22 protein-coding genes are annotated in these 23714 nt (G+C 70.6%); 17 read left to right on the forward strand and 5 right to left on the reverse strand.

Going from position 1 to position 23714, the window contains the following annotated elements:
• The first annotated feature begins 25 nt into the window (after positions 1–25).
• Complete coding sequence (locus J3486_RS00220) at positions 26–652, forward strand: DJ-1/PfpI family protein (protein WP_207817848.1); 627 nt, start codon at positions 26–28, stop codon at positions 650–652.
• Here J3486_RS00220 and J3486_RS00225 read toward each other — a convergent pair.
• A complete protein-coding gene (locus tag J3486_RS00225; RefSeq protein WP_207817849.1) occupies positions 630–1385 on the reverse strand; it encodes an enoyl-CoA hydratase/isomerase family protein in 756 nt (251 codons plus the stop codon). The genes J3486_RS00220 and J3486_RS00225 overlap by 23 nt on opposite strands.
• A gap of 282 nt (positions 1386–1667) precedes the next feature.
• Here J3486_RS00225 and J3486_RS00230 point away from each other — a divergent pair, with 282 nt between their 5' ends.
• Positions 1668–2141, forward strand: a complete 474-nt coding sequence (locus tag J3486_RS00230) for an ATP-binding protein (protein WP_229377289.1) — start codon at positions 1668–1670, stop codon at positions 2139–2141.
• A gap of 3 nt (positions 2142–2144) precedes the next feature.
• Here the strand turns inward: J3486_RS00230 and idi are convergent, their stop codons facing one another.
• The 4 genes from idi to galE all read right to left on the reverse strand — a co-directional run bounded on the left by idi (position 2145) and on the right by galE (position 6439).
• Entirely contained in the window at positions 2145–2738 is a 594-nt protein-coding gene (gene idi / locus J3486_RS00235; protein WP_207817851.1) for an isopentenyl-diphosphate Delta-isomerase, read from the reverse strand.
• A 127-nt stretch (positions 2739–2865) separates the two neighbouring features.
• Positions 2866–4125 (reverse strand): bifunctional class I SAM-dependent methyltransferase/N-acetyltransferase, encoded by a 1260-nt coding sequence (locus J3486_RS00240; RefSeq protein WP_207817852.1) that lies wholly within the window; start codon positions 4123–4125, stop codon positions 2866–2868.
• A 211-nt stretch (positions 4126–4336) separates the two neighbouring features.
• On the reverse strand, positions 4337–5278 hold the full coding sequence (locus tag J3486_RS00245; RefSeq protein WP_207817853.1) for a cation diffusion facilitator family transporter: 942 nt from the start codon (positions 5276–5278) through the stop codon (positions 4337–4339).
• A gap of 168 nt (positions 5279–5446) precedes the next feature.
• Positions 5447–6439, reverse strand: coding sequence for a UDP-glucose 4-epimerase GalE (galE, locus tag J3486_RS00250; RefSeq protein ID WP_207817854.1), 993 nt, complete (start codon positions 6437–6439; stop codon positions 5447–5449).
• 258 nt (positions 6440–6697) lie between these two features.
• On the opposite strand from galE, the gene J3486_RS00255 reads away from it, so the two are divergent.
• The 15 genes from J3486_RS00255 to ispG all read left to right on the forward strand — a co-directional run bounded on the left by J3486_RS00255 (position 6698) and on the right by ispG (position 23699).
• Positions 6698–8455, forward strand: coding sequence for a DUF5941 domain-containing protein (locus J3486_RS00255; protein ID WP_207818865.1), 1758 nt, complete (start codon positions 6698–6700; stop codon positions 8453–8455).
• Positions 8452–9204, forward strand: coding sequence for a sugar phosphate nucleotidyltransferase (locus J3486_RS00260; protein ID WP_207817855.1), 753 nt, complete (start codon positions 8452–8454; stop codon positions 9202–9204). Before J3486_RS00255 ends, J3486_RS00260 begins: the two co-directional genes overlap by 4 nt.
• Entirely contained in the window at positions 9192–10259 is a 1068-nt protein-coding gene (locus tag J3486_RS00265) for an iron-containing alcohol dehydrogenase family protein (RefSeq protein ID WP_207817856.1), read from the forward strand. The genes J3486_RS00260 and J3486_RS00265 overlap by 13 nt, the downstream gene beginning before the upstream one ends.
• Positions 10237–11016, forward strand: a complete 780-nt coding sequence (locus tag J3486_RS00270) for a CDP-alcohol phosphatidyltransferase family protein (RefSeq protein ID WP_207817857.1) — start codon at positions 10237–10239, stop codon at positions 11014–11016. The genes J3486_RS00265 and J3486_RS00270 overlap by 23 nt, the downstream gene beginning before the upstream one ends.
• Positions 11017–11060: 44 nt before the next feature.
• On the forward strand, positions 11061–11906 hold the full coding sequence (locus J3486_RS00275) for a glycosyltransferase family 2 protein (protein ID WP_207818866.1): 846 nt from the start codon (positions 11061–11063) through the stop codon (positions 11904–11906).
• 95 nt (positions 11907–12001) lie between these two features.
• Positions 12002–12931: an ABC transporter permease gene (locus J3486_RS00280; RefSeq protein WP_207817858.1), complete on the forward strand. Its 930-nt coding sequence runs from the start codon at positions 12002–12004 to the stop codon at positions 12929–12931.
• Positions 12924–13709: an ABC transporter ATP-binding protein gene (locus J3486_RS00285; RefSeq protein WP_207817859.1), complete on the forward strand. Its 786-nt coding sequence runs from the start codon at positions 12924–12926 to the stop codon at positions 13707–13709. Before J3486_RS00280 ends, J3486_RS00285 begins: the two co-directional genes overlap by 8 nt.
• Positions 13710–14136: 427 nt before the next feature.
• The gene (hpnC, locus tag J3486_RS00290; RefSeq protein WP_307804638.1) at positions 14137–15039 is read left to right on the forward strand and encodes a squalene synthase HpnC; all 903 of its coding nucleotides are present in this window, start codon (positions 14137–14139) and stop codon (positions 15037–15039) included.
• Positions 15036–15998: a presqualene diphosphate synthase HpnD gene (gene hpnD / locus J3486_RS00295; RefSeq protein ID WP_207817860.1), complete on the forward strand. Its 963-nt coding sequence runs from the start codon at positions 15036–15038 to the stop codon at positions 15996–15998. The genes hpnC and hpnD overlap by 4 nt, the downstream gene beginning before the upstream one ends.
• Before the next feature lie 175 nt (positions 15999–16173).
• Positions 16174–17586, forward strand: coding sequence for a hydroxysqualene dehydroxylase HpnE (hpnE, locus tag J3486_RS00300; protein WP_207817861.1), 1413 nt, complete (start codon positions 16174–16176; stop codon positions 17584–17586).
• 59 nt (positions 17587–17645) lie between these two features.
• Entirely contained in the window at positions 17646–18743 is a 1098-nt protein-coding gene (locus J3486_RS00305) for a polyprenyl synthetase family protein (RefSeq protein ID WP_207817862.1), read from the forward strand.
• Between the two features lie 103 nt (positions 18744–18846).
• Entirely contained in the window at positions 18847–20838 is a 1992-nt protein-coding gene (gene shc / locus J3486_RS00310) for a squalene--hopene cyclase (protein ID WP_207817863.1), read from the forward strand.
• Entirely contained in the window at positions 20838–21497 is a 660-nt protein-coding gene (locus tag J3486_RS00315) for a 1-hydroxy-2-methyl-2-butenyl 4-diphosphate reductase (RefSeq protein ID WP_207817864.1), read from the forward strand. The genes shc and J3486_RS00315 overlap by 1 nt, the downstream gene beginning before the upstream one ends.
• A 5-nt stretch (positions 21498–21502) precedes the next feature.
• On the forward strand, positions 21503–22525 hold the full coding sequence (gene hpnH / locus J3486_RS00320; RefSeq protein ID WP_207817865.1) for an adenosyl-hopene transferase HpnH: 1023 nt from the start codon (positions 21503–21505) through the stop codon (positions 22523–22525).
• Between the two features lie 7 nt (positions 22526–22532).
• The gene (ispG, locus tag J3486_RS00325; protein WP_207817866.1) at positions 22533–23699 is read left to right on the forward strand and encodes a flavodoxin-dependent (E)-4-hydroxy-3-methylbut-2-enyl-diphosphate synthase; all 1167 of its coding nucleotides are present in this window, start codon (positions 22533–22535) and stop codon (positions 23697–23699) included.
• The last annotated feature ends 15 nt before the right edge of the window (positions 23700–23714 follow it).

Consider the following 23714-nt stretch of genomic DNA (forward strand, 5'->3'; position numbering starts at 1 on the left):
TCCTGGTCCTCCTCCACAGGAAGCCATGCAGATCGCCGTCGCTCTCGACGGACACCTCACCGCCCGCGACGCCATCGGCCCGTGCCGGACGCTCGGCGGCATCCCGGACGCCGGCGTCGTCTTCGGGGCCGAGGGGACCGGGCCCGTGCGCGACGACTCCGGGCGGCTCGCCCTGGTCGCCGACCGGATCTTCGGCGACGTGCGCGGCCCGGACTTCGCGGTCGCGCCCGGCGGCCCCGAGCCGAGCACCCGGACGCGGAACGGGCCGCTGCTCGACTGGCCGCGCGCCGTCGACCCCACCACGACCTGGACGACATCCGTGTGCACCGGCTCCCTCGCGCGCGCCGCGGCCGGACTCCTGAAGGGCCGCACGGCCACCTCCCACTGGCTCGCGCCGGAGCGGTTCGAACGGCTCGGCGCGCATTCCACGGGGCGGCGGGTGGTGTTCGCAGGGAAGGACGTCACCGCCGCCGAGGTCGCGTCCGGCATCGGCAGGGGCCTCGCCCTCGCGGGCCGGATCGTGGGCGACGAGACGGCCCAGGCCATCCAGTTGATGACCGAGTACGACCCGCGGCCGCCCTACGACGCCGGTTCGCCGGAGCGGGCCCCGGCTCATCTCGTGGCGATGTTCAGGGAGTCACGGTCCAGCTGAACCGCGGCGCGCGGCGCTCCAGGAACGCGGCGGCACCCTCGGCGGTGTCGCCGCTGCCGCGCGCCTGCTCGGCCCAGTACGCGTCCCGGTCCTTACGGCCGGCCGTGAACTCCTTGGCCGCCGCCTGCGTCAGCTGCGAACGGCCCACGAGGACGCGCGTGAACTCGGCCACCCGCTTGTCGAGTTCGCCCTCGGCCAGGACCTCGTCCACGAGGCCCGTGCGCAGCGCCCGCTCCGTGCCGATCAACTCGCCCGAGAACAGCAGGTACTTGGCGGTCGACGGGCCGACCAGCGAGGCGAGGCGGCGCGTCGAGGAGGCCGGATAGACGATCCCGAGCTTCGCGGGAGTCACCCCGAACAGCGCGCTCTCGGCCGAGAACCGCAGGTCGCACGCGACCGCCAGCTGACAGCCGCCGCCCACGCAGTACCCGCGGACCACCGCGAGCGTCGGCTTCGGGAACGCGGCCAGCGCGTCCTCCGCCGCGACCGCGAGTTCCTTCGCGGCGCCCGCGTCCGCACCGAGCGTGGAGATGTCCGCCCCGGCGCAGAAGGTGTCACCGGCTCCGGTCAGGACGAGGACCCGTGCGGCGGGATCCGTGGCCAGGCGGTCGAGCAGCGGTGGCAGCGCGGCCCACATGGCGTCGGTCATCGCGTTGCGCTTGGCCGGGTGGTCGATGACGACCATGGCGACGCCGTCGGCCACGGAGTGCGTCAGAGCAGGTGCAGGGGACATGACGCGGATGCTATCCAGCGGCCCCGCGCGGACGATCAAGAAGGGTCGGTCCGGGTTCGGCCGAGGCGTCCGCCGAGACTCGTCCGTCTCGTACAACAAGCTGAAGAGCACGCGAAAGTGGAACAACTGGGACAGGACCGGTCGCACACCTGACGCGGTCATACGCCAACGATCAAATCCCGTCGATAGTCGCTGACTTCTGGTCAGTGATGCGGTCCGGACCAGCGGATTCCCAACACTCGAAGTGTGGTGACAATCCAGCGCAAGGGCGGGGACCTGACAATGAACGACCACGGGAGCGCGCCCCCCGAGCATGCCTCGGGCGGGCCGTTGCCGTACGAGGGGGTCTGGCGGTTCACGGCGCAGGCGGTCGACGCCTCCGTGCCGCAGGCCCGGAGGGCGGTGCGGGAACTGCTCGCGCGACAAGGGGTACCGGTGTCGGACGATCTCGTGCACGGACTGCTCGTGATCGTCTCCGAGCTCGTGACCAACGCGGTGAAACACGCGGCCCTGCTCTCCCCGATGCTCGCCGTCGAGGTGGCCGTCGGCGCGGAGTGGGTGCGGGTCTCGGTGGAGGACGAACACCCCTACCGGCCGACCGCGCTGGAGGCCACCAGCGGGCAGACCGGCGGCCGCGGACTGCTGCTCGTCCGGGAGATCACGGCGGAGGCGGGCGGCGTCTGCGACGTCGAGCACACCGCGAGCGGGGGCAAGGTGATCTGGGCCGCCCTGCCCCTCAAGTCCGCGGTCGGCTGAGCGTCACCAGCCCGCGGCGGGGCCCGTCAGCTCCTTGATCGCGGGGCGTGCGGCGTCGAGCACGGTCATGAACCACGAGGAGAACGGGTCCTTGGCGTGCCGCTCGGCCAGCTCGTCCGCGGTCACGAACGCGGTCGCGCCGACCTCCTCCGGGTCCGCACTCGGCGGAGCCTGCACCATGCCCACGAAGAGATGGTTGAACTCCTGCTCCACCAGGCCCGACTCCGGGTCCGGGTGGTTGTAGCGCACGGTGCCGGCCTCGGCCATCAACGACGGCGAGACACCCAGCTCCTCGAAGGTGCGCCGGGCGGCCGCCGCGAACGGGGCCTCGCCCGGGTAGGGGTGCCCGCAGCAGGTGTTCGACCAGACACCGGGGGAGTGGTACTTCCCCAGGGCCCGCTGCTGGAGCAGCAGTCGGCCCTGCTCGTCGAAGAGGAAGACCGAGAACGCTCTGTGCAGCTGCCCCGGGGCCTGGTGCGCGGCGAGCTTCTCCGCCGTGCCGATCGTCCTGCCGTCCTCGTCGACGAGTTCCAGCAAGATCGCTTCTCCGGTGCCGTTCGACGAGCTGTTCGCCGCGGTGGCAGGTGTGGTCGGCATACCCATCCTTCGCTTCGGTCCTCTGACCCCAAGTCTGCCGTACGCGACGGACCGTCACGCCCCGCGCCGCGTCCCGCATGTCCCGCCCGGCCGCGTACGGCGGGGCGGGACCCAACGTAGACCCGGCTCAGACGCCGAACGCGGGCGGGTAGGCGATCGTGCCCGCGGGCACCTGCGGGAGCCCGTCTCCGGCACCCAGCACGAGCGCCATCATCGCCGCGTCCGGGACCTCGAAACCGGGCCTGATGCCGTACCCGGACGCGGGCGTGAAGCCGAACCGCGGGTAGTACTCGGGGTGGCCGAGCACCAGCACGAGTCGCTCCCCACGCGCGCGTGCCGCGTCGAGCGCCGCGCGTACGACGGCCGAACCGGCCCCCGTGCGCTGGTACTGCGGCAACACCGCACAGGGCGCGAGCGCCGCCGCGGGCGCGCCGTCCACCGTGCAGCGGGTGATCAGCGCGTACGCGACGACCGTGCCGTCCGCGGCCTCGGCGACGTACGACAGACCCTCCAGCCATGCCGCGTCGTCGCGCCGCAGCGCGTCCACGAGATCGGCCTCGGCCGGGGTGTCGAAGGCGGCGGCGTTGACGGCGTGCACGGCCGCGCGGTCGGCCGCGCCCTCGGGCCGCGTGACCCAGCGCCCGGCGGGCCGCAGCACGTACCCCGTGTAGCCGTACTCGGCCCCGTGGGCGCGCCGCATTCCCAGCTCAGCGCGCGTGTCCGCGAGCGCCTCGGCCATCCCGGGACGCTCCGGGTCGGCGCCGGCGACGTGCTCGGCGAGCGGCCCGTAGTACGCGTCCCAGTCGGACTCGGGCTGCCGGTGCGCTCCGAGCACGGAGTACCCGGCGGCCGTGCAGGCCCGCAGGTTCGCGTCGTGGGTGCGCAAGGGGTACGCCGCGTCCCAGAAGGCGCGTGCCTCGAGGGACGGGGTGTCGGTCGTCCACTCGCACTCGGTGAGCACGAGCGTCCCGCCCGGCGCGAGCAGTCGCTGCCAGCGGGCGAGCGCGGTGTCGAACCCGATGTTGTAGGCCGAGCTCTCGGCCCAGATCAGATCGAAGGAACCATCCTGATAGGCGAGTTCGCCCATGTCCGCGTTGACGGCACGGACCCGGTCGGAGAGGCCGCCGGCCGCGGCCGCGGCCCGCAGTTCGTCGAGGAACGGCTCGTGCAGATCCACGGCCGTCACCTCACCACCGGTCTCGGCGGCGAGCAGCAGCGCGGACCGTCCGGGCCCACAGCCCAGATCGAGAATGCGCGGCCGCTCGGGCAGCTCGCCCACGAAGGAGAGCAGTCGCCGGGTGGTGTCGTCGGAGCCGGGGCCCTGCCGCGGCAGTCCGTGGTGCAGGGCGAAGAAGGAATCGCGTACGACGTTGCTGTCGTCGGTCAACGTAAGAACCTCTGAGTGAAGGGGTCCCGACCGACCGCGCGACGGCGCGGCTCAGCCGAGAAGGACCCGGGAAATGGGGATGCACCTGTCGCTGCGCACGGCAGCGCTCACCGCGACGACAGTCATCAACCCACCTCCTCAAAGATCATTGGCCAAGGTATCACGCCGAGTCGAAGGACCTCTGAGCCGAAGGACCTCCGAGCCGAAGGCCCTAGTGGCAGAGCTTCGCCTCGTGCTCCGCGTGTCCGGTCGGCTCCAGCTGGAATGTGCAGTGCTCCACGTCGAAGTGGTCGCCCAGGCAGCCCTGGAGCTCGTGGAGCATCTTCTCGTTGCCGATGGCGCCGAGGACGTCGGGGGAGACGACCACGTGCGCGGAGAGCACCGGCATGCCCGAGGTGATGGTCCAGGCGTGCAGGTCGTGGACGTCCTCGACGCCGGGAAGGGCCAGTATGTGGGCCCTGACCTGGGCCATGTCCACGCCCTTGGGGGCTGATTCCAGGAGCACGTTCAGGGTCTCGCTCAGCAGCTTGACCGTACGCGGGACGATCATGAGGCCGATGACGATCGACGCGATCGGGTCGGCGGCCTGCCAGCCGGTGGTCAGGATGATCGTCGCGGAGATCAGCACGGCGACGGAGCCGAGGGCGTCCGCGGCCACCTCCAGGAAGGCGCCCCGCACGTTGAGGCTGTCCTGCTGCCCCTTCACCAGGAGGGAGAGCGAGATCATGTTCGCGACCAGGCCGATGAGGCCGTAGACGATGGTCAGGCCGCCCGCCGTCTCGGCCGGTTCCATGAAGCGCTGGACCGCCTCGTACAGCACGTAGCCGCCCACGCCGAGCAGCAGCAGACAGTTGGCGAGCGCGGCCAGGATCTCGGCGCGCGCGTAACCGAAGGTGCGCTGATCGCTGGCCGGGCGGTTCGCGAAGTGGATCGCGATCAGCGCCATCGCGAGCCCCAGCGCGTCCGTCGCCATGTGGGCCGCGTCGGCGATCAGGGCGAGCGAGTCGGCCACGATGCCGCCGACGATCTCCACCACCATCACGGTCAGCGTGATCGTGAGCGCGATGCGCAGCCGCCCCTTGTGGGCGGCGGCGGCCGTCCCGGTCGTGGGCCCGTGACCGTGCCCGTGGTCGTGGCTGTGCCCGACACCCATGAATCCACCCTCCGCGTCGGTTCGCCGTGCTGCCCCGGAGCCGGGGCGGCGATCACAGTGAACTACGGGTAGGGGGTATCTGCAAACACTGCACTGAACACCGTTGTCATGTGCCCTGACCTGCGTAAATGACAAAGCGTATGTACGCAGGTCAGGGCGCTGACAAGATCACTTCGCGGTCGCCTCCGGGTGCCGGAGACACCATCCGGCCCACGCCGATTCGACCATCTCGCGTACGCCGCGCGACGCCGTCCAGCCGAGCTCCTTCTCGGCCAGCGCGGACGAACCCACCGCGCGCGGCGCGTCACCGGGACGGCGCGGCTCGACGAGCGCGGGCGTGCGGTCGTCGGTGACGTCGGCGATCACGTCGACCAGCTCGCGGACGGAGACGCCCTGCCCCGTGCCGATGTTCAGCGTCAGATCGCCGCTCGCGCCGGCCCCGGCCAGCCGGCGCGCCGCCGACAGATGGGCCTCGGCGAGGTCGGCGACGTGGATATAGTCGCGGACGCAGGTGCCGTCCGGTGTCGGGTAGTCGTCGCCGAAGATCCGCGGCGCCTCGCCGCGCGTGAGCCGGTCGAAGACCATCGGGATCACGTTGAAGACCCCGGTGTCGGCGAGGGCCGGCTCGGCGGCGCCCGCGACGTTGAAGTAGCGCAGACAGACCGTCGCCATCTGGTGCGCGCGGCCTGCCGCCCGCACCAGCCACTCGCCCGCGAGCTTCGTCTCGCCGTACGGGTTCACCGGCGCGCACGGCGTCGACTCCGTGATCAGGTCCGTGACGGGGATGTCCGGGTTGCCGTACACCGCGGCCGACGACGAGAACACGAAGCGGCGCACACCCGCGGCGGCGACCGTCTCCAGCAGCGTGGCGAGGCCGCCGAGGTTGTCCCGGTAGTACATCTCCGGCCGCTCGACGGACTCCCCGACCTGCTTGTGTGCGGCCAGGTGCACCACACCGGTCACCTGGTGCTCGGCGCACACCCGGGCCACCAGCTCCGCGTCCGCCGCCGAGCCGCGCACCAGTGGGATCCCGGCCGGCAGCCGGTCGGGCACCCCCGACGTCACGTTGTCGAGGACGACGACGCGTTCGCCCGCGCCGGTCATCGCCCGCGCCACGTGTGCCCCGATGTATCCGGCTCCGCCGGTGATCAGCCATGTCATGACGCACCACCCTAAGCCGGTCACGGCGCAGCCCGGGTTTGTGGCCCGGGGCCTTGATCGACAATGATGTTCGGGCGGCCTCGGCGACGCAGACCGCGTGAGACAGGGGCCAATCGGGCCGTAAACGGGCGGTGAACGTCCGCGTCAGATCATCCGATAGCCTCTGCCGACATGCCGCCCGGAGGACATCTGGCCCAGGGCGCCCCACCTGCATGAGTCCGGCGCGCGCTCGCGTCGGCACCCAAGGAGTGAGTTCGTCTGTCGACCGCCATCGTCACCGGTCAGCCGGTCCCCGGGTCGTCCCTGGAGGGCGATCTGCGGGCGCTCGGCTTCGACGTGCGGCTCGCCCCGGACGCGGCCGACGCCGAAGCGGCGCTCGCGACCGTCCCCGGCGACCAGCGGGTCGCGGTCGTCGACGCGGGTTTCGTGGGCCATGTCCACGCCCTGCGTCTCGGCCTCACCGACCCCCGTTTCCCCGCCTCGGCGATCCCCGGCGCCGTCACCGTCCAGCCCGCGGCCCGGCAGGCGCTGATCCGGGCGGTCCAGGAGACCGGCACCGCCCCCGACGCCGTCGCCAAGAGCCTGGAGGCGGCCGGCACCGATGTGCACCGCCCCGAGCTCGGTGAGCTCGTCGCCGCCGTGCCGCACGACCCGCAGGCCCGCAACGAGGTCCGCCAGCGGGTCGCCGCCGTCGACGACGAGGCGATCCGGCTGCGCACCGCGGTCAAGGCGCGGGACGGCTTCTTCACCACGTACTGCATCAGCCCGTACTCGCGCTACATCGCGCGCTGGTGCGCACGCCGTGGCCTGACCCCGAACCAGGTCACCACCGCGTCGCTGCTCACCGCCCTGATCGCGGCGGGCTGCGCGGCCACCGGCACCCGCCCCGGCTTCGTCGCGGCGGGCCTGCTGCTGCTCTTCTCCTTCGTCCTGGACTGCACCGACGGGCAGCTCGCCCGCTACTCGCTGCAGTACTCGACGCTCGGCGCCTGGCTGGACGCGACCTTCGACCGCGCCAAGGAGTACGCCTACTACGCGGGCCTCGCCCTGGGCGCGGCCCACGCGAGCGGCGACGACGTATGGGCCCTCGCCCTCGGCGCGATGGTCCTGCAGACCTGCCGCCACGTCGTCGACTTCTCCTTCAACGAGGCGAACCACGACGCCAGCGCCAACACCAGCCCCACCGCCGCCCTCTCCGACAAGCTCGACAGTGTCGGCTGGACGGTCTGGGTGCGCCGGATGATAGTGCTGCCGATCGGCGAACGCTGGGCCCTCATCGCGCTCTTCACGGCGCTCACCACGCCGCGCATCACCTTCTACGTCCTTCTCGTCGGCTGCGCACTCGCCGCCTGCTACACGACCGCGGGCCGCGTCCTGCGCTCGCTGACCCGCAAGGCACGCCGTACCGACCGTGCCGCCCTGGCCCTCGCCGATCTCGCCGACTCCGGCCCGATCGCCCGCGCCGTGGCCAAGGCCGGCAAGAGCCCCGCGGCCCCCGTCGTCGGGCTGATCGGCGGCGTGGCCGTCGTCACGGTGAGCGCCTTCACCGACTTCGGCGGTGTCTGGCCGATCGTGGCCGCGGCCGTGTACTGCGTCACGTCGGGACTCGCCGTCTCCCGCCCTCTCAAGGGCGCCCTCGACTGGCTCGTCCCCCCGATTTTCCGGGCCTCGGAGTACCTGACGATCCTGGTCCTCGCGGCCCGCGCGGACGTCCAAGGGGCCCTGCCCGCGGCTTTCGGGCTTGTGGCGGCGGTCGCCTACCATCACTACGACACGGTGTACCGCATCCGCGGCGGCACCGGAGCGCCCCCGCACTGGCTGGTGCGGGCGATCGGCGGGCACGAAGGCAGAACGCTGGTGGTCACTGTGCTGGCCGCGCTGCTCACAAACACAGATTTCACCGTCGCGCTCACGGCGCTCGCCGTGCTCGTGGCACTCGTGGTGCTCGCCGAGAGCATCCGCTTCTGGGTCTCTGCTGGAGCACCCGCCGTACACGATGAAGGAGAACCCGCATGATCGGCCTCGTCCTGGCCGCCGGCGCCGGCAGCCGGCTCCGCCCCTACACCGAGACGCTCCCCAAGGCGCTCGTGCCCGTCGCGGGCGAGGGCACCGACAACGAGCTCTCCGTCCTCGACTTCACGCTGAAGAACTTCGCCGAGATCGGCCTCACCGAGGTCGGCATCATCGTCGGCTACCGCAAGGAGGTCGTTTTCGAGCGCAAGGCGGCGCTCGAGGCGAAGTACGGCCTGAAGCTGACGCTCATCGAGAACGACATCGCCGAGAAGTGGAACAACGCCTACTCCCTGTGGTGCGGCCGTGACGCCATCAAGCACTCGGTGATCCTCGCCAACGGTGACACCGTGCACCCGGTCTCCGTCGAGAAGACGCTGCTCGCCGCCCGCGGCGACGGCAAGAAGATCATCCTCGCGCTCGACACGGTGAAGAACCTGGGCGAAGAGGAGATGAAGGTCGTCGTGGACCCCGAGAAGGGCGTCCAGAAGATCACGAAGCTGATGGACCCGTCCGAGGCCACCGGCGAGTACATCGGTGTCACCCTCATCGAGGGCGAGGCCGCCGACGAGCTGGCCGACGCCCTCAAGGCCACGTACGAGCGTGACCCGCAGCTGTACTACGAGGACGGCTACCAGGAGCTCGTGAACCGCGGCTTCAAGGTCGACGTCGCCCCGATCGGCGACGTCAAGTGGGTCGAGATCGACAACCACGACGACCTCGCCAAGGCCCGGGAGATCGCGTGCCAGTACTGACGAGGCTGATTCCCTCGCCGGTCGTCGTCGACATCCGGCCGGGGGCGCTCGACGACCTGGCCAAGGTCCTCGCCGACCAGAGGATCTCGTCGTCGCAGGGGTGCCTGGCCATCGCGATCAGCGGTGGTTCGGGCGCCGCCCTGCGGGCCCGCCTGGAGCCCTCGCTGCCCACGGCCGAATGGTTCGAGGTCGGCGGCGGCACGCTGGACGACGCCATCAAGCTCGCCGACGACATCAAGAAGGCGGGCCGCTTCGACGCCATCGTCGGCCTCGGCGGCGGCAAGATCATCGACTGCGGCAAGTTCGCCGCGGCCCGGGTCGGTCTGCCGCTGGTCGCCGTCGCGACGAACCTGTCGCACGACGGCCTCTGCTCGCCCGTCGCGACCCTCGACAACGACGCGGGCCGCGGCTCCTACGGCGTGCCGAACCCGATCGCCGTCGTGATCGACCTCGACATCATCCGTGAGGCTCCGGTCCGCTTCGTGCGCTCCGGCATCGGCGACGCCCTGTCCAACATCTCCGCGGTCGCGGACTGGGAGCTCGCCGCCCGCGAGCGCGGCGAGGACATCGACGGTCTCGCGGCCGCCATGGCCCGTCAGGCCGGTGAGGCCGTCCTGCGGCACCCCGGCGGCGTCGGCGACGACGGTTTCCTCCAGGTGCTCGCCGAGGGCCTGGTCATGACCGGTATCGCCATGTCGGTCTCGGGCGACTCGCGGCCGGCCTCGGGGGCCTGCCACGAGATCAACCACGCCTTCGACCTCCTCTACCCCAAGCGCGCCGCCAGCCACGGCGAGCAGTGCGGCCTGGGCGCGGCCTTCGCGATGCACCTGCGCGGTGCCCACGACGAGTCCGCGTACATGGCCGAGGTGCTGCGCCGCCACGGGCTGCCCGTGCTGCCCGAGGAGATCGGCTTCACCGTGGACGAGTTCGTCAAGGTCGTGGAGTTCGCTCCGCAGACCCGGCCGGGCCGCTACACGATCCTCGAACACCTCAACCTCTCCGCCGACCAGATCAGGGACGCCTACGCCGACTATGCAAAAGCCATCGGTAGCTGAGCTCCGCCCGGTCGTCCACCCCGCCGGGGTGAAGGACCGCCGGAGCGGTGAGCACTGGATGGGCCGGCTCTACATGCGCGAGATCTCGCTGCGTGTCGACCGCCACCTGGTGAACACCAAGGTCACGCCCAACCAGCTGACCTACCTGATGACCGTCTGCGGTGTCCTGGCCGCCCCCGCGCTGCTCGTCCCGGGCATCTGGGGCGCGGTCCTCGGCGTCGTGGCCGTGCAGCTGTACCTGCTGCTCGACTGTGTCGACGGCGAGATCGCCCGCTGGCGCAAGCAGTACTCGCTCGCGGGCGTCTGGATGGACCGCGTCGGCGCGTACCTCACCGACGCGGCCGTGCTCGTGGGCTTCGGCCTGCGCGCCGCCGACGTGTGGGGCTCCGGCCGGATCGACTGGCTCTGGGCCTTCCTCGGCACGCTCGCCGCGCTCGGCGCCATCCTGATCAAGGCGGAGACGGACCTCGTCGGCCTCGCCCGTGCCGCCAGCGGCAAGGAGCAGGTCAAGGAGTCCGCGTCCGAGATGCGCTCCTCCGGCATGGCGCTCGCCCGCAGGGCGGCCGCCGCGTTCAAGTTCCACCGGCTCATCCTCGGCATCGAGGCGTCACTGCTCATCCTGGTCCTCGCGATCGTGGACCACGTCCGCGGTGACCTGTTCTTCTCGCGCCTGGGTGTGGCCGTCCTCGCGGGCATCGCGCTCCTGCAGACCCTGCTCCACCTCGTGTCCATCCTCGCGTCGAGCAGGCTGAAGTGAGCGCGGACATACAGCGGCTGAAGGTCGGTGCGGTCGTCATCACCATGGGCAACCGCCCGGCCGAACTCCGCGCGCTCCTCGACTCGGTCGCCAAGCAGGAAGGCGACCCGGTCGAGGTGGTCGTCGTCGGCAACGGCTCCCCGGTTCCCGACGTCCCCGAGGGCGTACGCACCGTGGAGCTGCCCGAGAACCTCGGCATCCCCGGCGGCCGCAACGTCGGCATCGAAGCCTTCGGTCCCTCGGGCTCCGACGTCGACATCCTGATGTTCCTGGACGACGACGGCCTGCTGCCGCTCACGGACACGGCCCAGAAGTGCCGCGAGGCCTTCGCCGCCGACCCGAAGCTCGGCATCGTCAGCTTCCGCATCGCCGACCCGGAGACGGGCGTCACCCAGCGCCGGCACGTCCCGCGCCTGCGCGCCGCCGACCCGATGCGCTCCTCGCGTGTGACGACCTTCCTCGGCGGCGCCAACGCCTGCCGCACCCGGGTCATCGCCGAGGTCGGCGGGCTGCCCGACGAGTTCTTCTACGCCCACGAGGAGACCGACCTCGCCTGGCGTGCCCTCGACGCGGGCTGGATGATCGACTACCGCGCCGACATGGTGCTGCACCACCCGACCACGGCCCCGTCCCGGCACGCGGTCTACCACCGGATGGTCGCCCGCAACCGCGTCTGGCTCGCCCGGCGCAATCTGCCGGCGCCGCTGGTCCCCGTCTACCTCGGGGTGTGGCTGCTGCTCACCCTGGTGCGCCGCCCTTCGGGCCCTGCCCTCAAGGCATGGTTCGGCGGGTTCAAAGAGGGCTGGACCAGCCCCTGCGGCCCCCGGCGGCCCATGAAATGGCGTACCGTGTGGCGGCTCACCCGACTGGGCCGACCTCCCGTGATCTGACAAGCTCTTCTCTGAGAGCATGCGGGGCGAAACCTGTCCTCTGCTTGTGCCGATGCCCGACCAGGCTGCGCTTTTGAAGACGAAAGTTCCCTTCTGTGAGTGAGACAACGCATGACGGCGGAGTCGCGGTGACCGCGCCCCCGTCGCCCGACGACGGGCTCTCCCCTGCCGAGCTCGCCGCCAAGTACGGCTTGTCCGTCAGCGGTGCCCGCCCCGGCCTGGGCGAGTACGTACGCCAGCTGTGGGGCCGGCGGCACTTCATCATCGCCTTCTCGCAGGCGAAGCTGACCGCCCAGTACAGCCAGGCCAAGCTCGGCCAGGTCTGGCAGGTGGCGACGCCGCTGCTCAACGCCGTCGTCTACTACTTGATCTTCGGCCTGATCCTGGGCACCAGCAAGGGCATGTCGCACGACGTGTTCATCCCGTTCCTGGTGACCGGTGTCTTCGTCTTCACGTTCACGCAGTCGTCCGTGATGGCGGGCGTGCGGGCGATCGCCGGCAACCTCGGCCTCGTGCGCGCCCTGCACTTCCCGCGGGCGTCGCTGCCCATCTCGTTCGCGCTGCAGCAGCTCCAGCAGCTGCTGTTCTCGATGATCGTGCTGTTCATCGTGGCGTGCGGCTTCGGCAGCTACCCGAGCCTGTCGTGGCTGCTGATCGTCCCGGCCCTCGCCCTGCAGTTCTGCTTCAACATGGGCCTGGCGCTGATCATGGCCAGGGCGGGCTCGAAGACCCCCGACCTCGCGCAGCTCATGCCGTTCGTGATGCGTACGTGGATGTACGCGTCCGGCGTCATGTTCTCGATCCCGGTCATGCTGAAGGACAAGCCGCAGTGGATCGCGGACGTCCTGCAGTACAACCCCGCGGCCATCTACATGGACCTGATCCGCTTCGCGCTCATCGACGGCTACGGTTCCGACAACCTGCCGCCGCACGTCTGGGTGGTCGCGCTCGGCTGGGCCGTGGTCGTCGCCGTCGGCGGCTTCGTCTACTTCTGGAAGGCAGAGGAGCGGTACGGCCGTGGCTGATCTCGACAAGACGTCCGATGCCCGGATCCCCACGGTCATCGCCGACGAACTGCACATCGTCTACCGCGTCAACGGCGCCAGGACGGGCAAGGGCAGCGCCACCTCGGCGCTGAGCCGCATACTCAGGCGCGGGGAGGAGCGCGGCGTCCGAAAGGTGCACGCCGTACGTGGCGTCTCCTTCACCTCCTACCGCGGCGAGGCCATCGGCCTGATCGGCTCGAACGGATCGGGCAAGTCGACGCTGCTGCGCGCCATCGCGGGCCTGCTGCCCGCCGAGAAGGGCAAGGTCTACACCGACGGCCAGCCCTCACTGCTCGGCGTCAACGCGGCCCTGATGAACGACCTGACGGGCGAGCGCAACGTCATCCTCGGCGGCCTGGCCATGGGTATGCCGCGCGAGGAGATCAAGGCGCGCTATCAGGACATCGTCGACTTCTCGGGCATCAACGAGAAGGGCGACTTCATCACGCTCCCCATGCGGACGTACTCGTCCGGCATGGCGGCGCGCCTGCGCTTCTCCATCGCGGCCGCCAAGGACCACGACGTCCTCATGATCGACGAGGCCCTGGCCACGGGTGACCGCAAGTTCCAGAAGCGTTCCGAGGCCCGCATCCGTGAGCTGCGCAAGGAGGCCGGCACGGTCTTCCTCGTCAGCCACAACAACAAGTCCATCCGCGACACCTGTGACCGCGTTCTGTGGCTGGAGCGGGGCGAACTGCGTATGGACGGTCCGACGGCCGAGGTACTCAAGGAGTACGAGAAGTTCACGGGCAAGTAACCCGCGAACCCGTTGTCGACGTCTTAAGGCCCCACCGGCTCGTGGCGGTGGGGCCTTTGATATGCCTGTACAGGCCAACTAGATTCCGGCCGGGGTTCCGACCGTGGTCAAGGAGAGGTCAACTTCCTTGCGCCCAGGGAATCTTGGCGTCAATCGGTGTGTTGTTGTGATGTGCAGAACACCCCGCCGTGGCGGCCGTCGTTGTACAACGTAAGCTGTACCGGTGCCGAATCGCGGCAAGTGGGGCGATATTGCACGGCTTCCGGGCCTGATGGGGGAGGGTCGGTTGTGGGGACGGCCGGGCGGCGTGTCCGAAATAGGATGTATTGGGTCCGCAGTGTAGAACGGGAGATGTGACGGCAATGGCTACGGAAACTCTCCAGGTCCACGAGGCTTTCGCCGTCGTTCCGGAAGCGGACCGCGCGCGGTGAGCGCATCCTCTCGTGTGCGCCCGGACTCCACGACGGACGCCACCCTCGACAAGGCCGCCGACGAGAACTTCCCGGTGGCCCCCGCCTTCCTGCCGCGCGCGTGGCGCGACGACCTGATGGCCGTGTACGGCTTCGCGCGCCTGGTCGACGACATCGGGGACGGCGACCTCGCTCCCGGCGGCGCGGACGCCCGACACCTGGGCGTCTCACTCGAACGGGCCGACGACCGGCTCGCGATGCTGGACGCCTTCGAGGCCGACCTGCACCGCGTCTTCGACGGGACCCCGCGCCACCCCCTGCTGCGCGCCCTGCAGCCCACCGTCCGCCGCCGTTCGCTCACCCCCGAGCCGTTCCTCGGCCTCGTCCAGGCCAACCGCCAGGACCAGCTGGTCACGCGCTACGAGACCTACGACGACCTGCTCGCCTACTGCGAGCTGTCCGCCAACCCCGTCGGCCGTCTCGTCCTCGCCATCACCGGCACCTCGACCCCCGAGCGCATCCGGCGCTCGGACGCGGTCTGCACGGGACTGCAGATCGTGGAACACCTGCAGGACGTGGCCGAGGATCTCGGCCGCGACCGCATCTACCTGCCCGCAGAGGACATGAAACAGTTCCACGTCCAGGAGGCGGATCTCGCCGCACCGACCGCAGGCGCCTCGGTGCGCGCCCTGGTCGCGTTCGAAGCGGATCGCGCCCTGCGGCTCTTGAATGAAGGCACCCCCCTCGTGGGTAGCGTCCACGGCAGATTGAAGCTGCTGCTGGCCGGTTTCGTGGCAGGGGGGAAGGCTGCGGTCCATGCGATCGCCGCCGCGAAGTACGACGTCCTTCCTGGACCACCGAAGCCCACCAAGCTCCGGCTGCTGCGCGAGGTGGGAGCGACTCTGCGAGGAGAGGGGTGAGCAAGGCCGTGGAGTCTGATCAGCACGTGTCGGCACCGGTGCTCGCCGCATACAGCTACTGCGAGACCGTCACCGGCCAGCAGGCACGCAATTTCGCCTACGGCATCCGACTGTTGCCGACCGCGAAGCGGCGGGCCATGTCGGCGGTGTACGCGTTCTCGCGCCGCGTCGACGACATCGGCGACGGCACGCTGCCGCCGGACGTCAAGGCGCAGCGGCTCGACGAGACCCGGGCGCTGCTGGCGAGAGTGCAGAACGGCAAGGTCGAGGAGGACGACACCGACCCGGTGGCCGTCGCCCTCGCGCACGCCGCCGACCGCTTCCCGATCCCGCTCGGCGGGCTCGACGAACTCATCGACGGCGTCCTGATGGACCTGCGCGGCGAGACGTACGAGACCTGGGACGACCTGAAGGTGTACTGCCGGTGCGTCGCCGGCGCCATCGGACGGGTCTCCCTGGGCGTCTTCGGGACCGAGCCGGGGGCGCGCGGCGCCGAGCGAGCGCCCGAGTACGCCGACACGCTCGGGCTCGCGCTTCAACTGACCAATATCCTGCGGGACGTTCGCGAGGACGCCGCCGACGGGCGCACCTACCTGCCCGCCGACGACCTCGCCAAGTTCGGCTGCTCGACCGGGTTCGACTCCGCGGTCCCGCCCGCGGGGTCGGACTTCGCCGGGCTCGTGCACTTCGAGGTGCGCCGGGCCCGCGCCCTGTTCGCCGAGGGCTACCAGCTCCTTCCCCTGCTCGACCGGCGCTCCGGCGCCTGCGTCGCCGCGATGGCCGGTATCTACCGGCGACTGCTCGACCGCATCGAGCGCGAGCCCGAGGCCGTGCTGCGCGGGCGCGTCTCGCTGCCCGGTCACGAGAAGGCGTACGTCGCCGTGCGCGGCCTGTCCGGGCTCGACGCCCGTACCGTCTCCCGCTCGTCGGCGCGCACGGCTCTCAGGAGGCGCGCCTGATGGGCATTGCGGGCCGTGGTGTTCCCGGCGGCATGGCGAACCCGAAGCGGCGGGCAACCCTCCGCGGCGGCGTGGCGTCCCTGCATGCAACGACCGGTCGCAGGTTCGTCACATCCGTCGAAACCCGCCACACGCTGGTCGTACGTACCACGGGCACTGCCGAGGGAGAGGGCGCATGAGCAGCAACGGGGACGCATCGCCCGACGAGTCGTCACGGCCCGTCGGGGTCGTCGTCGGCGGCGGGCTCGCGGGCATCACGGCCGCGCTCGCACTCGCCGACGGCGGCATGGACGTCACGCTCCTGGAGGGCCGCCCCCGGCTCGGCGGGCTCGCCTTCTCCTTCAAGCGCGGCGACCTGACGGTCGACAACGGCCAGCACGTGTATCTGCGCTGCTGCACCGCCTACCGCTGGTTCCTCGACCGCATCGACGGCGCGTCGCTCGCCCCCTTGCAGGAACGTCTTGACGTGCCGGTACTCGACGCCGGGAAGAACCGGCTCGGCCGGCTGCGGCGCACGGCACTGCCCGTGCCGCTGCACCTGGCCATGAGCCTGGCCACCTACCCGCATCTGACGCTGGCCGAGCGGGCCAACGTCGGACGTGCCGCGCTCGCCCTCAAGGGCCTCGACCTCACCGATCCCGCGCTCGACGAGCGGGACTTCGGCTCCTGGCTGGCCGAGCACGGTCAGTCGCAGCGGGCCATCGAGGCGCTGTGGGACCTGGTCGGGATCGCGACCCTGAACGCGGTGGCGGGCGAGGCCTCGCTGGCCCTTGCCGCCATGGTGTTCAAGACCGGGCTGCTGTCCGATCCCGGAGCCGCCGACATCGGCTGGGCCCGGGTGCCCCTCGGTGACATCCACGACACTCTCGCCCGCAAGGCGCTCGACTCCGCGGGCGTACGCACCGAACTCCGTACACGGGTCACCTCCATCTCCCCTACGGAGAACGGGCGTTGGGCGGTCGAGGTTCCCGAGGGGCCCGACAGTTCCGGCCAGATCCTCGCCGCCGACACCGTCGTGCTCGCGGTGCCGCAGCGCGAGACGCACGGACTGCTGCCGGACGGCGCGCTCGACGGCCAGGACCGACTGCTCGACATCGGCACCGCGCCGATCCTGAACCTGCACGTCGTGTACGACCGGAAGGTGCTCAAGCGCCCGTTCTTCACCGCGCTCGGCTCCCCGGTCCAGTGGGTCTTCGACCGCACCGAGGCGTCCGGACTGACCGAGGGGCAGTACCTGGCCGTCTCGCAGTCCGCCGCGCAGGACGAGATCGACGAGCCCGTCGCCGTGCTGCGGGAGCGCTACCTGCCCGAACTGGAAAGGTTGCTTCCGGCGGCGCGCGGCGCGAAGGTGCACGACTTCTTCGTGACCCGGGAGCGCACGGCCACGTTCGCGCCGACCCCCGGGACGGGCGCCCTTCGGCCCGCCGCGCGCACCCGTGTCCCCGGTCTCTACGTGGCCGGTGCATGGACCGCCACCGGTTGGCCCGCGACGATGGAAAGTGCAGTTCGCAGCGGGGTCGGCGCCGCGGACGCGGCCCTTGCCGCACTGGGCCGCCCCCGCGGCCATCTGTTCCGGGAGGCGGCGTGAGCCTTGAACTTCCCTCGCTGGAAACGCCGGAAACGGCGCGCACATCAACAACGGCTGAAATGCCGGAATCGTCACACATGGGAGAGACTGTGCCACCTGTGCCCTCGGCCGAAGCGGCTGCCGACGCGGTGGACGTGACCGCGCTTCTGGAGCGCGGCCGAACCCTGGCCACGCCGGTCCTGAGGAAGGCCGTGGACCGGCTCGCGCCGCCCATGGACACCGTCGCCGCCTACCACTTCGGCTGGATCGACGCCGAAGGCAACCCCGCGGACGGCGACGGCGGCAAGGCCGTGCGTCCCGCACTCGCCGTGCTCTCCGCGCAGGCCGCGGGCGCCGCCGCCGAGGTCGGCGTGCCCGGAGCGGTCGCGGTGGAGCTGGTCCACAACTTCTCGCTGCTGCACGACGACCTGATGGACGGCGACGAGCAGCGCCGCCACCGCGACACGGTGTGGAAGGTGCACGGCCCGGCGCAGGCGATCCTCGTCGGCGACGCGCTGTTCGCCCTCGCCAACGAGGTGCTCCTGGAGATCGCCTCCGTCGACGCCGGCCGCGCCACCCGCCGGCTCACCACCGCCACCCGCGCCCTGATCGACGGTCAGGCGCAGGACATCTCCTACGAGCACCGCGAGCGCGTCAGCGTCGAGGAGTGCCTGGAGATGGAGGGCAACAAGACCGGCGCCCTGCTCGCCTGCGCCTCCTCCATCGGCGCGGTCCTCGGCGGCGCCGACGACGCCACCGCCGACGCCCTGGAGAAGTACGGCTACCACCTGGGCCTCGCCTTCCAGGCCGTCGACGACCTGCTCGGCATCTGGGGCGACCCGGAGTCGACGGGCAAGCAGACCTGGAGCGACCTGCGCCAGCGCAAGAAGTCGCTGCCGGTCGTCGCGGCGCTCGCCGCGGGCGGCCCGGCCTCCGAGCGGCTCGGCGAACTGCTCGCCGCCGACGCCAAGAACAACGACTTCGACAACTTCTCCGAGGCGGAGTTCGCCGTCCGCGCCGCCCTCATCGAGGAGGCCGGCGGGCGCGAATGGACCGCCGAGGAGGCCAGGCGCCAGCACAAGGTGGCCCTCGAAGCCCTGGACACCGTCCAGATGCCCGCCTCGGTGCGCGCCCAGTTCGCGGCGCTCGCCGACTTCGTCGTCGTACGAAAGAGATGATCGCTATCGGCCGCATATGACTCGCAGTCGCCGGCCGATGCCCCGCCAGGGCATCGGCCGACGGTTACCCAGCAGATCTGAACCACTGCATGAAGGGATAGCCATGACAGCGACGACCGACGGAAGCACCGGAGCCGCGGCTCCCGAGGCGACCTCGGCCACCACTGCCCACCTGACCGAAACGACCCCCGACGCGGCCGGGACACAAGAAGCCGCCAGCCGAGCCATACAGCGCGCCACGGACTTCCTGCTCGCCCGGCAGGACGCCCAGGGGTGGTGGAAGGGCGACCTCGACACGAACGTGACGATGGACGCGGAGGACCTGCTGCTGCGGCAGTTCCTCGGCATCCGCGACCGGGCCACCACCGACGCCTCCGCCCTCTTCATCCGCGGCGAACAGCGCGAGGACGGCACCTGGGCCACCTTCTACGGCGGACCCGGCGAACTCTCCACCACCATCGAGGCGTACGTCGCCCTGCGGCTGGCCGGCGACGCCCCCGACGACCCCCACATGGCGAAGGCCTCCGCGTGGATCAGGGAGCGCGGCGGCATCGCCGCGAGCCGTGTCTTCACCCGGATCTGGCTCGCCCTGTTCGGCTGGTGGAAGTGGGACGACCTCCCCGAACTCCCGCCGGAGCTCATCTACTTCCCGAAGTGGATGCCGCTCAACATCTACGACTTCGGATGCTGGGCGCGGCAGACCATCGTGCCGCTCACCGTGGTGTCCGCGAAACGCCCGGTGCGGCCCGCGCCGTTCCCGCTCGACGAACTGCACACCGACGCCCGCGATCCCAACCCCGCCAAACCCCTGGCCCCGGTGGCGAGTTGGGACGGTGCGTTCCAGCGGCTCGACAAGCTGATGCACGGCTACCACAAGGTGGCCCTGAAGCGGCTGCGCAAGGCCGCCATCAACTCGGCGGCCCGCTGGATCATCGAGCGGCAGGAGAACGACGGCTGCTGGGGCGGCATCCAGCCGCCCGCGGTGTACTCCGTCATCGCCCTGCACCTGCTCGGCTACGACCTCGAACACCCCGTACTCAAGGCCGGGTTGGAGTCCCTGGACCGGTTCGCCGTGTGGCGCGAGGACGGGGCCCGGATGATCGAGGCGTGTCAGTCGCCGGTGTGGGACACCTGCCTCGCGACCATCGCGCTCGCCGACGCCGGACTGCCCGCCGATCACCCGGCGCTCGTCAAGGCCGCCACCTGGATGCTCGACGAGCAGATCGACCGGCCGGGTGACTGGTCCGTGCGCAAGCCCCGACTGGAGCCCGGCGGCTGGGCGTTCGAGTTCCACAACGACAACTACCCGGACATCGACGACACCGCCGAGGTCGTGCTCGCGCTGCGCCGCGTCCAGCACCCCGACAAGGTGCGCATGGAGAAGGCCATCGAGCGCGGCGTGCGCTGGAACCTCGGCATGCAGTCGAAGAACGGGGCGTGGGGCGCCTTCGACGTCGACAACACCAGCCCGTTCCCCAACCGGCTGCCGTTCTGCGACTTCGGCGAGGTCATCGACCCGCCGTCCGCCGACGTCACCGGCCACGTCGTCGAGATGCTCGCGATCGAGGGCCGCTCGCACGACCCGCGCACCCGGCGCGGCATCGAGTGGCTCCTGGCCGAACAGGAGGACAACGGCGCCTGGTTCGGCCGCTGGGGCGTCAACTACGTCTACGGGACGGGGTCCGTGGTGCCCGCGCTCGTCGCCGCGGGGATGCCCACCGCGCACCCCGCGATCCGTCGCGCGGTGAGCTGGCTGGAGTCCGTGCAGAACGAGGACGGCGGCTGGGGCGAGGACCTGCGCTCGTACCGCTACGAGGACTGGAAGGGCCACGGCGTCTCCACCGCCTCGCAGACGGCCTGGGCGCTGATGGCGCTGCTGTCGGCGGGCGAGCGGGACAGCAAGGCCGTCGAGCGGGGCATCACCTTCCTCGCGGAGACCCAGACCGAGGACGGGACCTGGGACGAGCCGTACTTCACCGGTACCGGCTTCCCCTGGGACTTCTCGATCAACTACCACCTGTACCGGCAGGTCTTCCCGCTGACCGCGCTCGGCCGGTACATCCACGGCGAGCCGTTCAGTGACAAGGACAGCTGATGGCCGACAACCCGGCGGCGATGGGCCCGCCGGAGACCGCGCCGCTGCTCGTCGCCTGCGCGCTGGGCATCGAACACCTCGCCCTGCGCACCGGCAGCCGGGCCGGGGCCAGCGCCCCCGTGACCGTGCTGCGTACGGGCATGGGGCCCAAGGCGGCCGAACGCGCGGTGACCCGCGCTCTCGGTGACGGCGTCCTGCGTGACGCCTCGGTGGTCGCCACCGGGTTCTGCGCCGGGCTCGCCCCCGGCATGCACCCCGGCGATCTCGTCGTGGCCGAGGAGACCCGCGACGCGCACGGCAGCACCCTGTGCGCGGGCACCGAGCTGCTCGTGCAGGAGCTGGTGAAGGCCGTTCCCGGGCAGACCGTGCACACGGGTCCGCTGATCGGGTCCGACCACGTCGTGCGCGGTCACGAGCGGGGCGACCTGCTCGCCACCGGCGCGATCGCCGTCGACATGGAGTCCGCGGCCACGCTGCGCACGGCGGCCCGCACCGGAGGAAGACCGGTTGCGGCCGTCCGGGTGGTCGTCGACGCCCCAGAACATGAACTCGTCCGGATCGGCACGGTACGCGGTGGACTATCTGCTTTCCGTGTTCTTCGTGCCGTCCTCCCCGCATTTTTCGAATGGCACCGTTCTTTGCTGCTCCCTCGGAGGTGAGCCAGATGGCCATGCCGCTTCGTCAGTCCATCAAGGTTGCGACGTATCTCGCCGAACAGAAGATCCGCAAGCGGGACAAGTTCCCGCTCATTGTCGAACTGGAACCGCTGTACGCCTGCAACCTGAAGTGCGAGGGCTGCGGCAAGATCCAGCACCCGGCCGGGGTGCTCAAGCAGCGCATGCCGGTCGCGCAGGCCGTCGGGGCCGTGCTCGAATCCGGCGCGCCGATGGTGTCCATCGCCGGCGGCGAGCCGCTGATGCACCCTCAGATCGATGAGATCGTGCGGCAGTTGGTGGCCCGGAAGAAGTACGTCTTCCTGTGCACCAATGCGATGCTGCTGCGCAAGAAGATGGACAAGTTCAAGCCGTCGCCGTTCTTCGCGTTCACCGTGCACATCGACGGGATGCGCGAGCGCCACGACGAGTCCGTCGCCAAGGAAGGCGTCTTCGACGAGGCGATCGCGGCGATCAAGGAGGCCAAGCGGCGCGGCTTCCGGGTCACCACGAACTCCACCTTCTTCAACACGGACACCCCGCAGAACATCATCGAGGTGCTCAACTACCTCAACGACGACATCAAGGTCGACGAGATGATGATCTCGCCCGCCTACGCCTACGAGAAGGCTCCCGACCAGGAGCACTTCCTCGGCGTCACGCAGACCCGCGAGCTGTTCAAGAAGGCCTTCGCGGGCGGCAACCGGCGGCGCTGGCGGCTCAACCACTCGCCGCTGTTCCTCGACTTCCTGGAAGGGAAGGTCGACTTCCCGTGCACGGCGTGGGCCATCCCGAACTACTCGCTGTTCGGCTGGCAGAAGCCCTGCTACCTGATGAGCGACGGGTACGTGCCGACGTACCGGCAGCTCATCGAGGACACCGACTGGGAGGCGTACGGACGCGGCAAGGACCCGCGCTGCGCCAACTGCATGGCGCACTGCGGCTACGAGCCGACGGCCGTGCTCGCCACCATGGGGTCGCTGCGGGAGTCCATCCGCGCCATGTCCGAGACCGTCGCCGGGAATCGTGGGTGAGCGTGGCATGAATTCCGGAGAGCCTGTCTCACTGGGCCTCCCCGAGGTACCGGTCCGGCCTATCGCTGAACGGCGGGTCAGCCGTCAGATCCAGGTCGGACCGGTGGCGGTGGGGGGCGGCGCACCGGTGTCCGTGCAGTCGATGACAACGACGCGGACCTCCGACATCGGGGCCACGCTGCAGCAGATCGCCGAACTGACCGCCTCCGGCTGCCAGATCGTGCGCGTGGCGTGCCCCACCCAGGACGACGCGGACGCGCTGGCGACCATCGCCCGCAAGTCGCAGATCCCCGTCATCGCGGACATCCACTTCCAGCCGAAGTACGTGTTCGCCGCGATCGACGCCGGATGCGCGGCGGTCCGGGTGAACCCCGGCAACATCAAGAAGTTCGACGACCAGGTCAAGCAGATCGCACGGGCCGCGTCCGACGCCGGGACCCCGATCCGGATCGGGGTCAACGCGGGCTCGCTCGACCGGCGGCTGCTGCAGAAGTACGGGAAGGCCACCCCGGAGGCGCTCGTCGAGTCGGCGCTGTGGGAGGCGTCGCTCTTCGAGGAGCACGGTTTCCGCGACATCAAGATCTCCGTCAAGCACAACGACCCCGTGGTGATGGTGAACGCCTACCGGCAGCTCGCCGCCGCCTGCGACTACCCGTTGCACCTGGGCGTCACGGAGGCGGGCCCGGCCTTCCAGGGGACCATCAAGTCCGCCGTGGCCTTCGGGGCGCTGCTGTCCGAGGGCATCGGCGACACCATCCGGGTCTCGCTGTCCGCGCCGCCCGCCGAGGAGTGCAAGGTCGGCATCCAGATCCTGGAGTCCCTCGGCCTGCGGCAGCGGCGCCTGGAGATCGTGTCCTGCCCGTCGTGCGGGCGTGCCCAGGTGGACGTCTACAAGCTCGCCGACGAGGTGAGCGCGGGCCTCGAAGGTATGGAGGTGCCGCTGCGGGTGGCCGTCATGGGGTGTGTGGTGAACGGCCCGGGGGAGGCGCGGGAGGCCGATCTCGGCGTCGCGTCGGGGAACGGCAAGGGGCAGATCTTCGTCAAGGGCGAGGTCATCAAGACCGTGCCCGAGTCGAAGATCGTGGAGACGCTCATCGACGAGGCGATGAAGATCGCCGAGCAGATGGAGAAGGACGGCGTCGCGTCGGGCGCGCCTGACGTCACCGTGAGCTGAGTGCTGCCTGTCGAG

The organism is Streptomyces sp. VRA16 Mangrove soil (assembly GCF_017377775.1).
Classification (GTDB): Bacteria; Actinomycetota; Actinomycetes; order Streptomycetales; family Streptomycetaceae; genus Streptomyces.

Coding starts and splice junctions, on each gene's coding strand:
- J3486_RS00220 (WP_207817848.1), top strand. CDS start 26: ATGCAGATCGCCGTCGCTCTCGACGGACACCTCACCGCCCGCGACGCC.
- J3486_RS00225 (WP_207817849.1), bottom strand. CDS start 1,385: ATGTCCCCTGCACCTGCTCTGACGCACTCCGTGGCCGACGGCGTCGCC.
- J3486_RS00230 (WP_229377289.1), top strand. CDS start 1,668: ATGAACGACCACGGGAGCGCGCCCCCCGAGCATGCCTCGGGCGGGCCG.
- idi (WP_207817851.1), bottom strand. CDS start 2,738: ATGCCGACCACACCTGCCACCGCGGCGAACAGCTCGTCGAACGGCACC.
- J3486_RS00245 (WP_207817853.1), bottom strand. CDS start 5,278: ATGGGTGTCGGGCACAGCCACGACCACGGGCACGGTCACGGGCCCACG.
- galE (WP_207817854.1), bottom strand. CDS start 6,439: ATGACATGGCTGATCACCGGCGGAGCCGGATACATCGGGGCACACGTG.
- J3486_RS00260 (WP_207817855.1), top strand. CDS start 8,452: ATGATCGGCCTCGTCCTGGCCGCCGGCGCCGGCAGCCGGCTCCGCCCC.
- J3486_RS00270 (WP_207817857.1), top strand. CDS start 10,237: ATGCAAAAGCCATCGGTAGCTGAGCTCCGCCCGGTCGTCCACCCCGCC.
- J3486_RS00275 (WP_207818866.1), top strand. CDS start 11,061: ATGGGCAACCGCCCGGCCGAACTCCGCGCGCTCCTCGACTCGGTCGCC.
- hpnE (WP_207817861.1), top strand. CDS start 16,174: ATGAGCAGCAACGGGGACGCATCGCCCGACGAGTCGTCACGGCCCGTC.
- J3486_RS00305 (WP_207817862.1), top strand. CDS start 17,646: ATGCCGGAATCGTCACACATGGGAGAGACTGTGCCACCTGTGCCCTCG.
- shc (WP_207817863.1), top strand. CDS start 18,847: ATGACAGCGACGACCGACGGAAGCACCGGAGCCGCGGCTCCCGAGGCG.
- J3486_RS00315 (WP_207817864.1), top strand. CDS start 20,838: ATGGCCGACAACCCGGCGGCGATGGGCCCGCCGGAGACCGCGCCGCTG.
- hpnH (WP_207817865.1), top strand. CDS start 21,503: ATGGCCATGCCGCTTCGTCAGTCCATCAAGGTTGCGACGTATCTCGCC.
- ispG (WP_207817866.1), top strand. CDS start 22,533: ATGAATTCCGGAGAGCCTGTCTCACTGGGCCTCCCCGAGGTACCGGTC.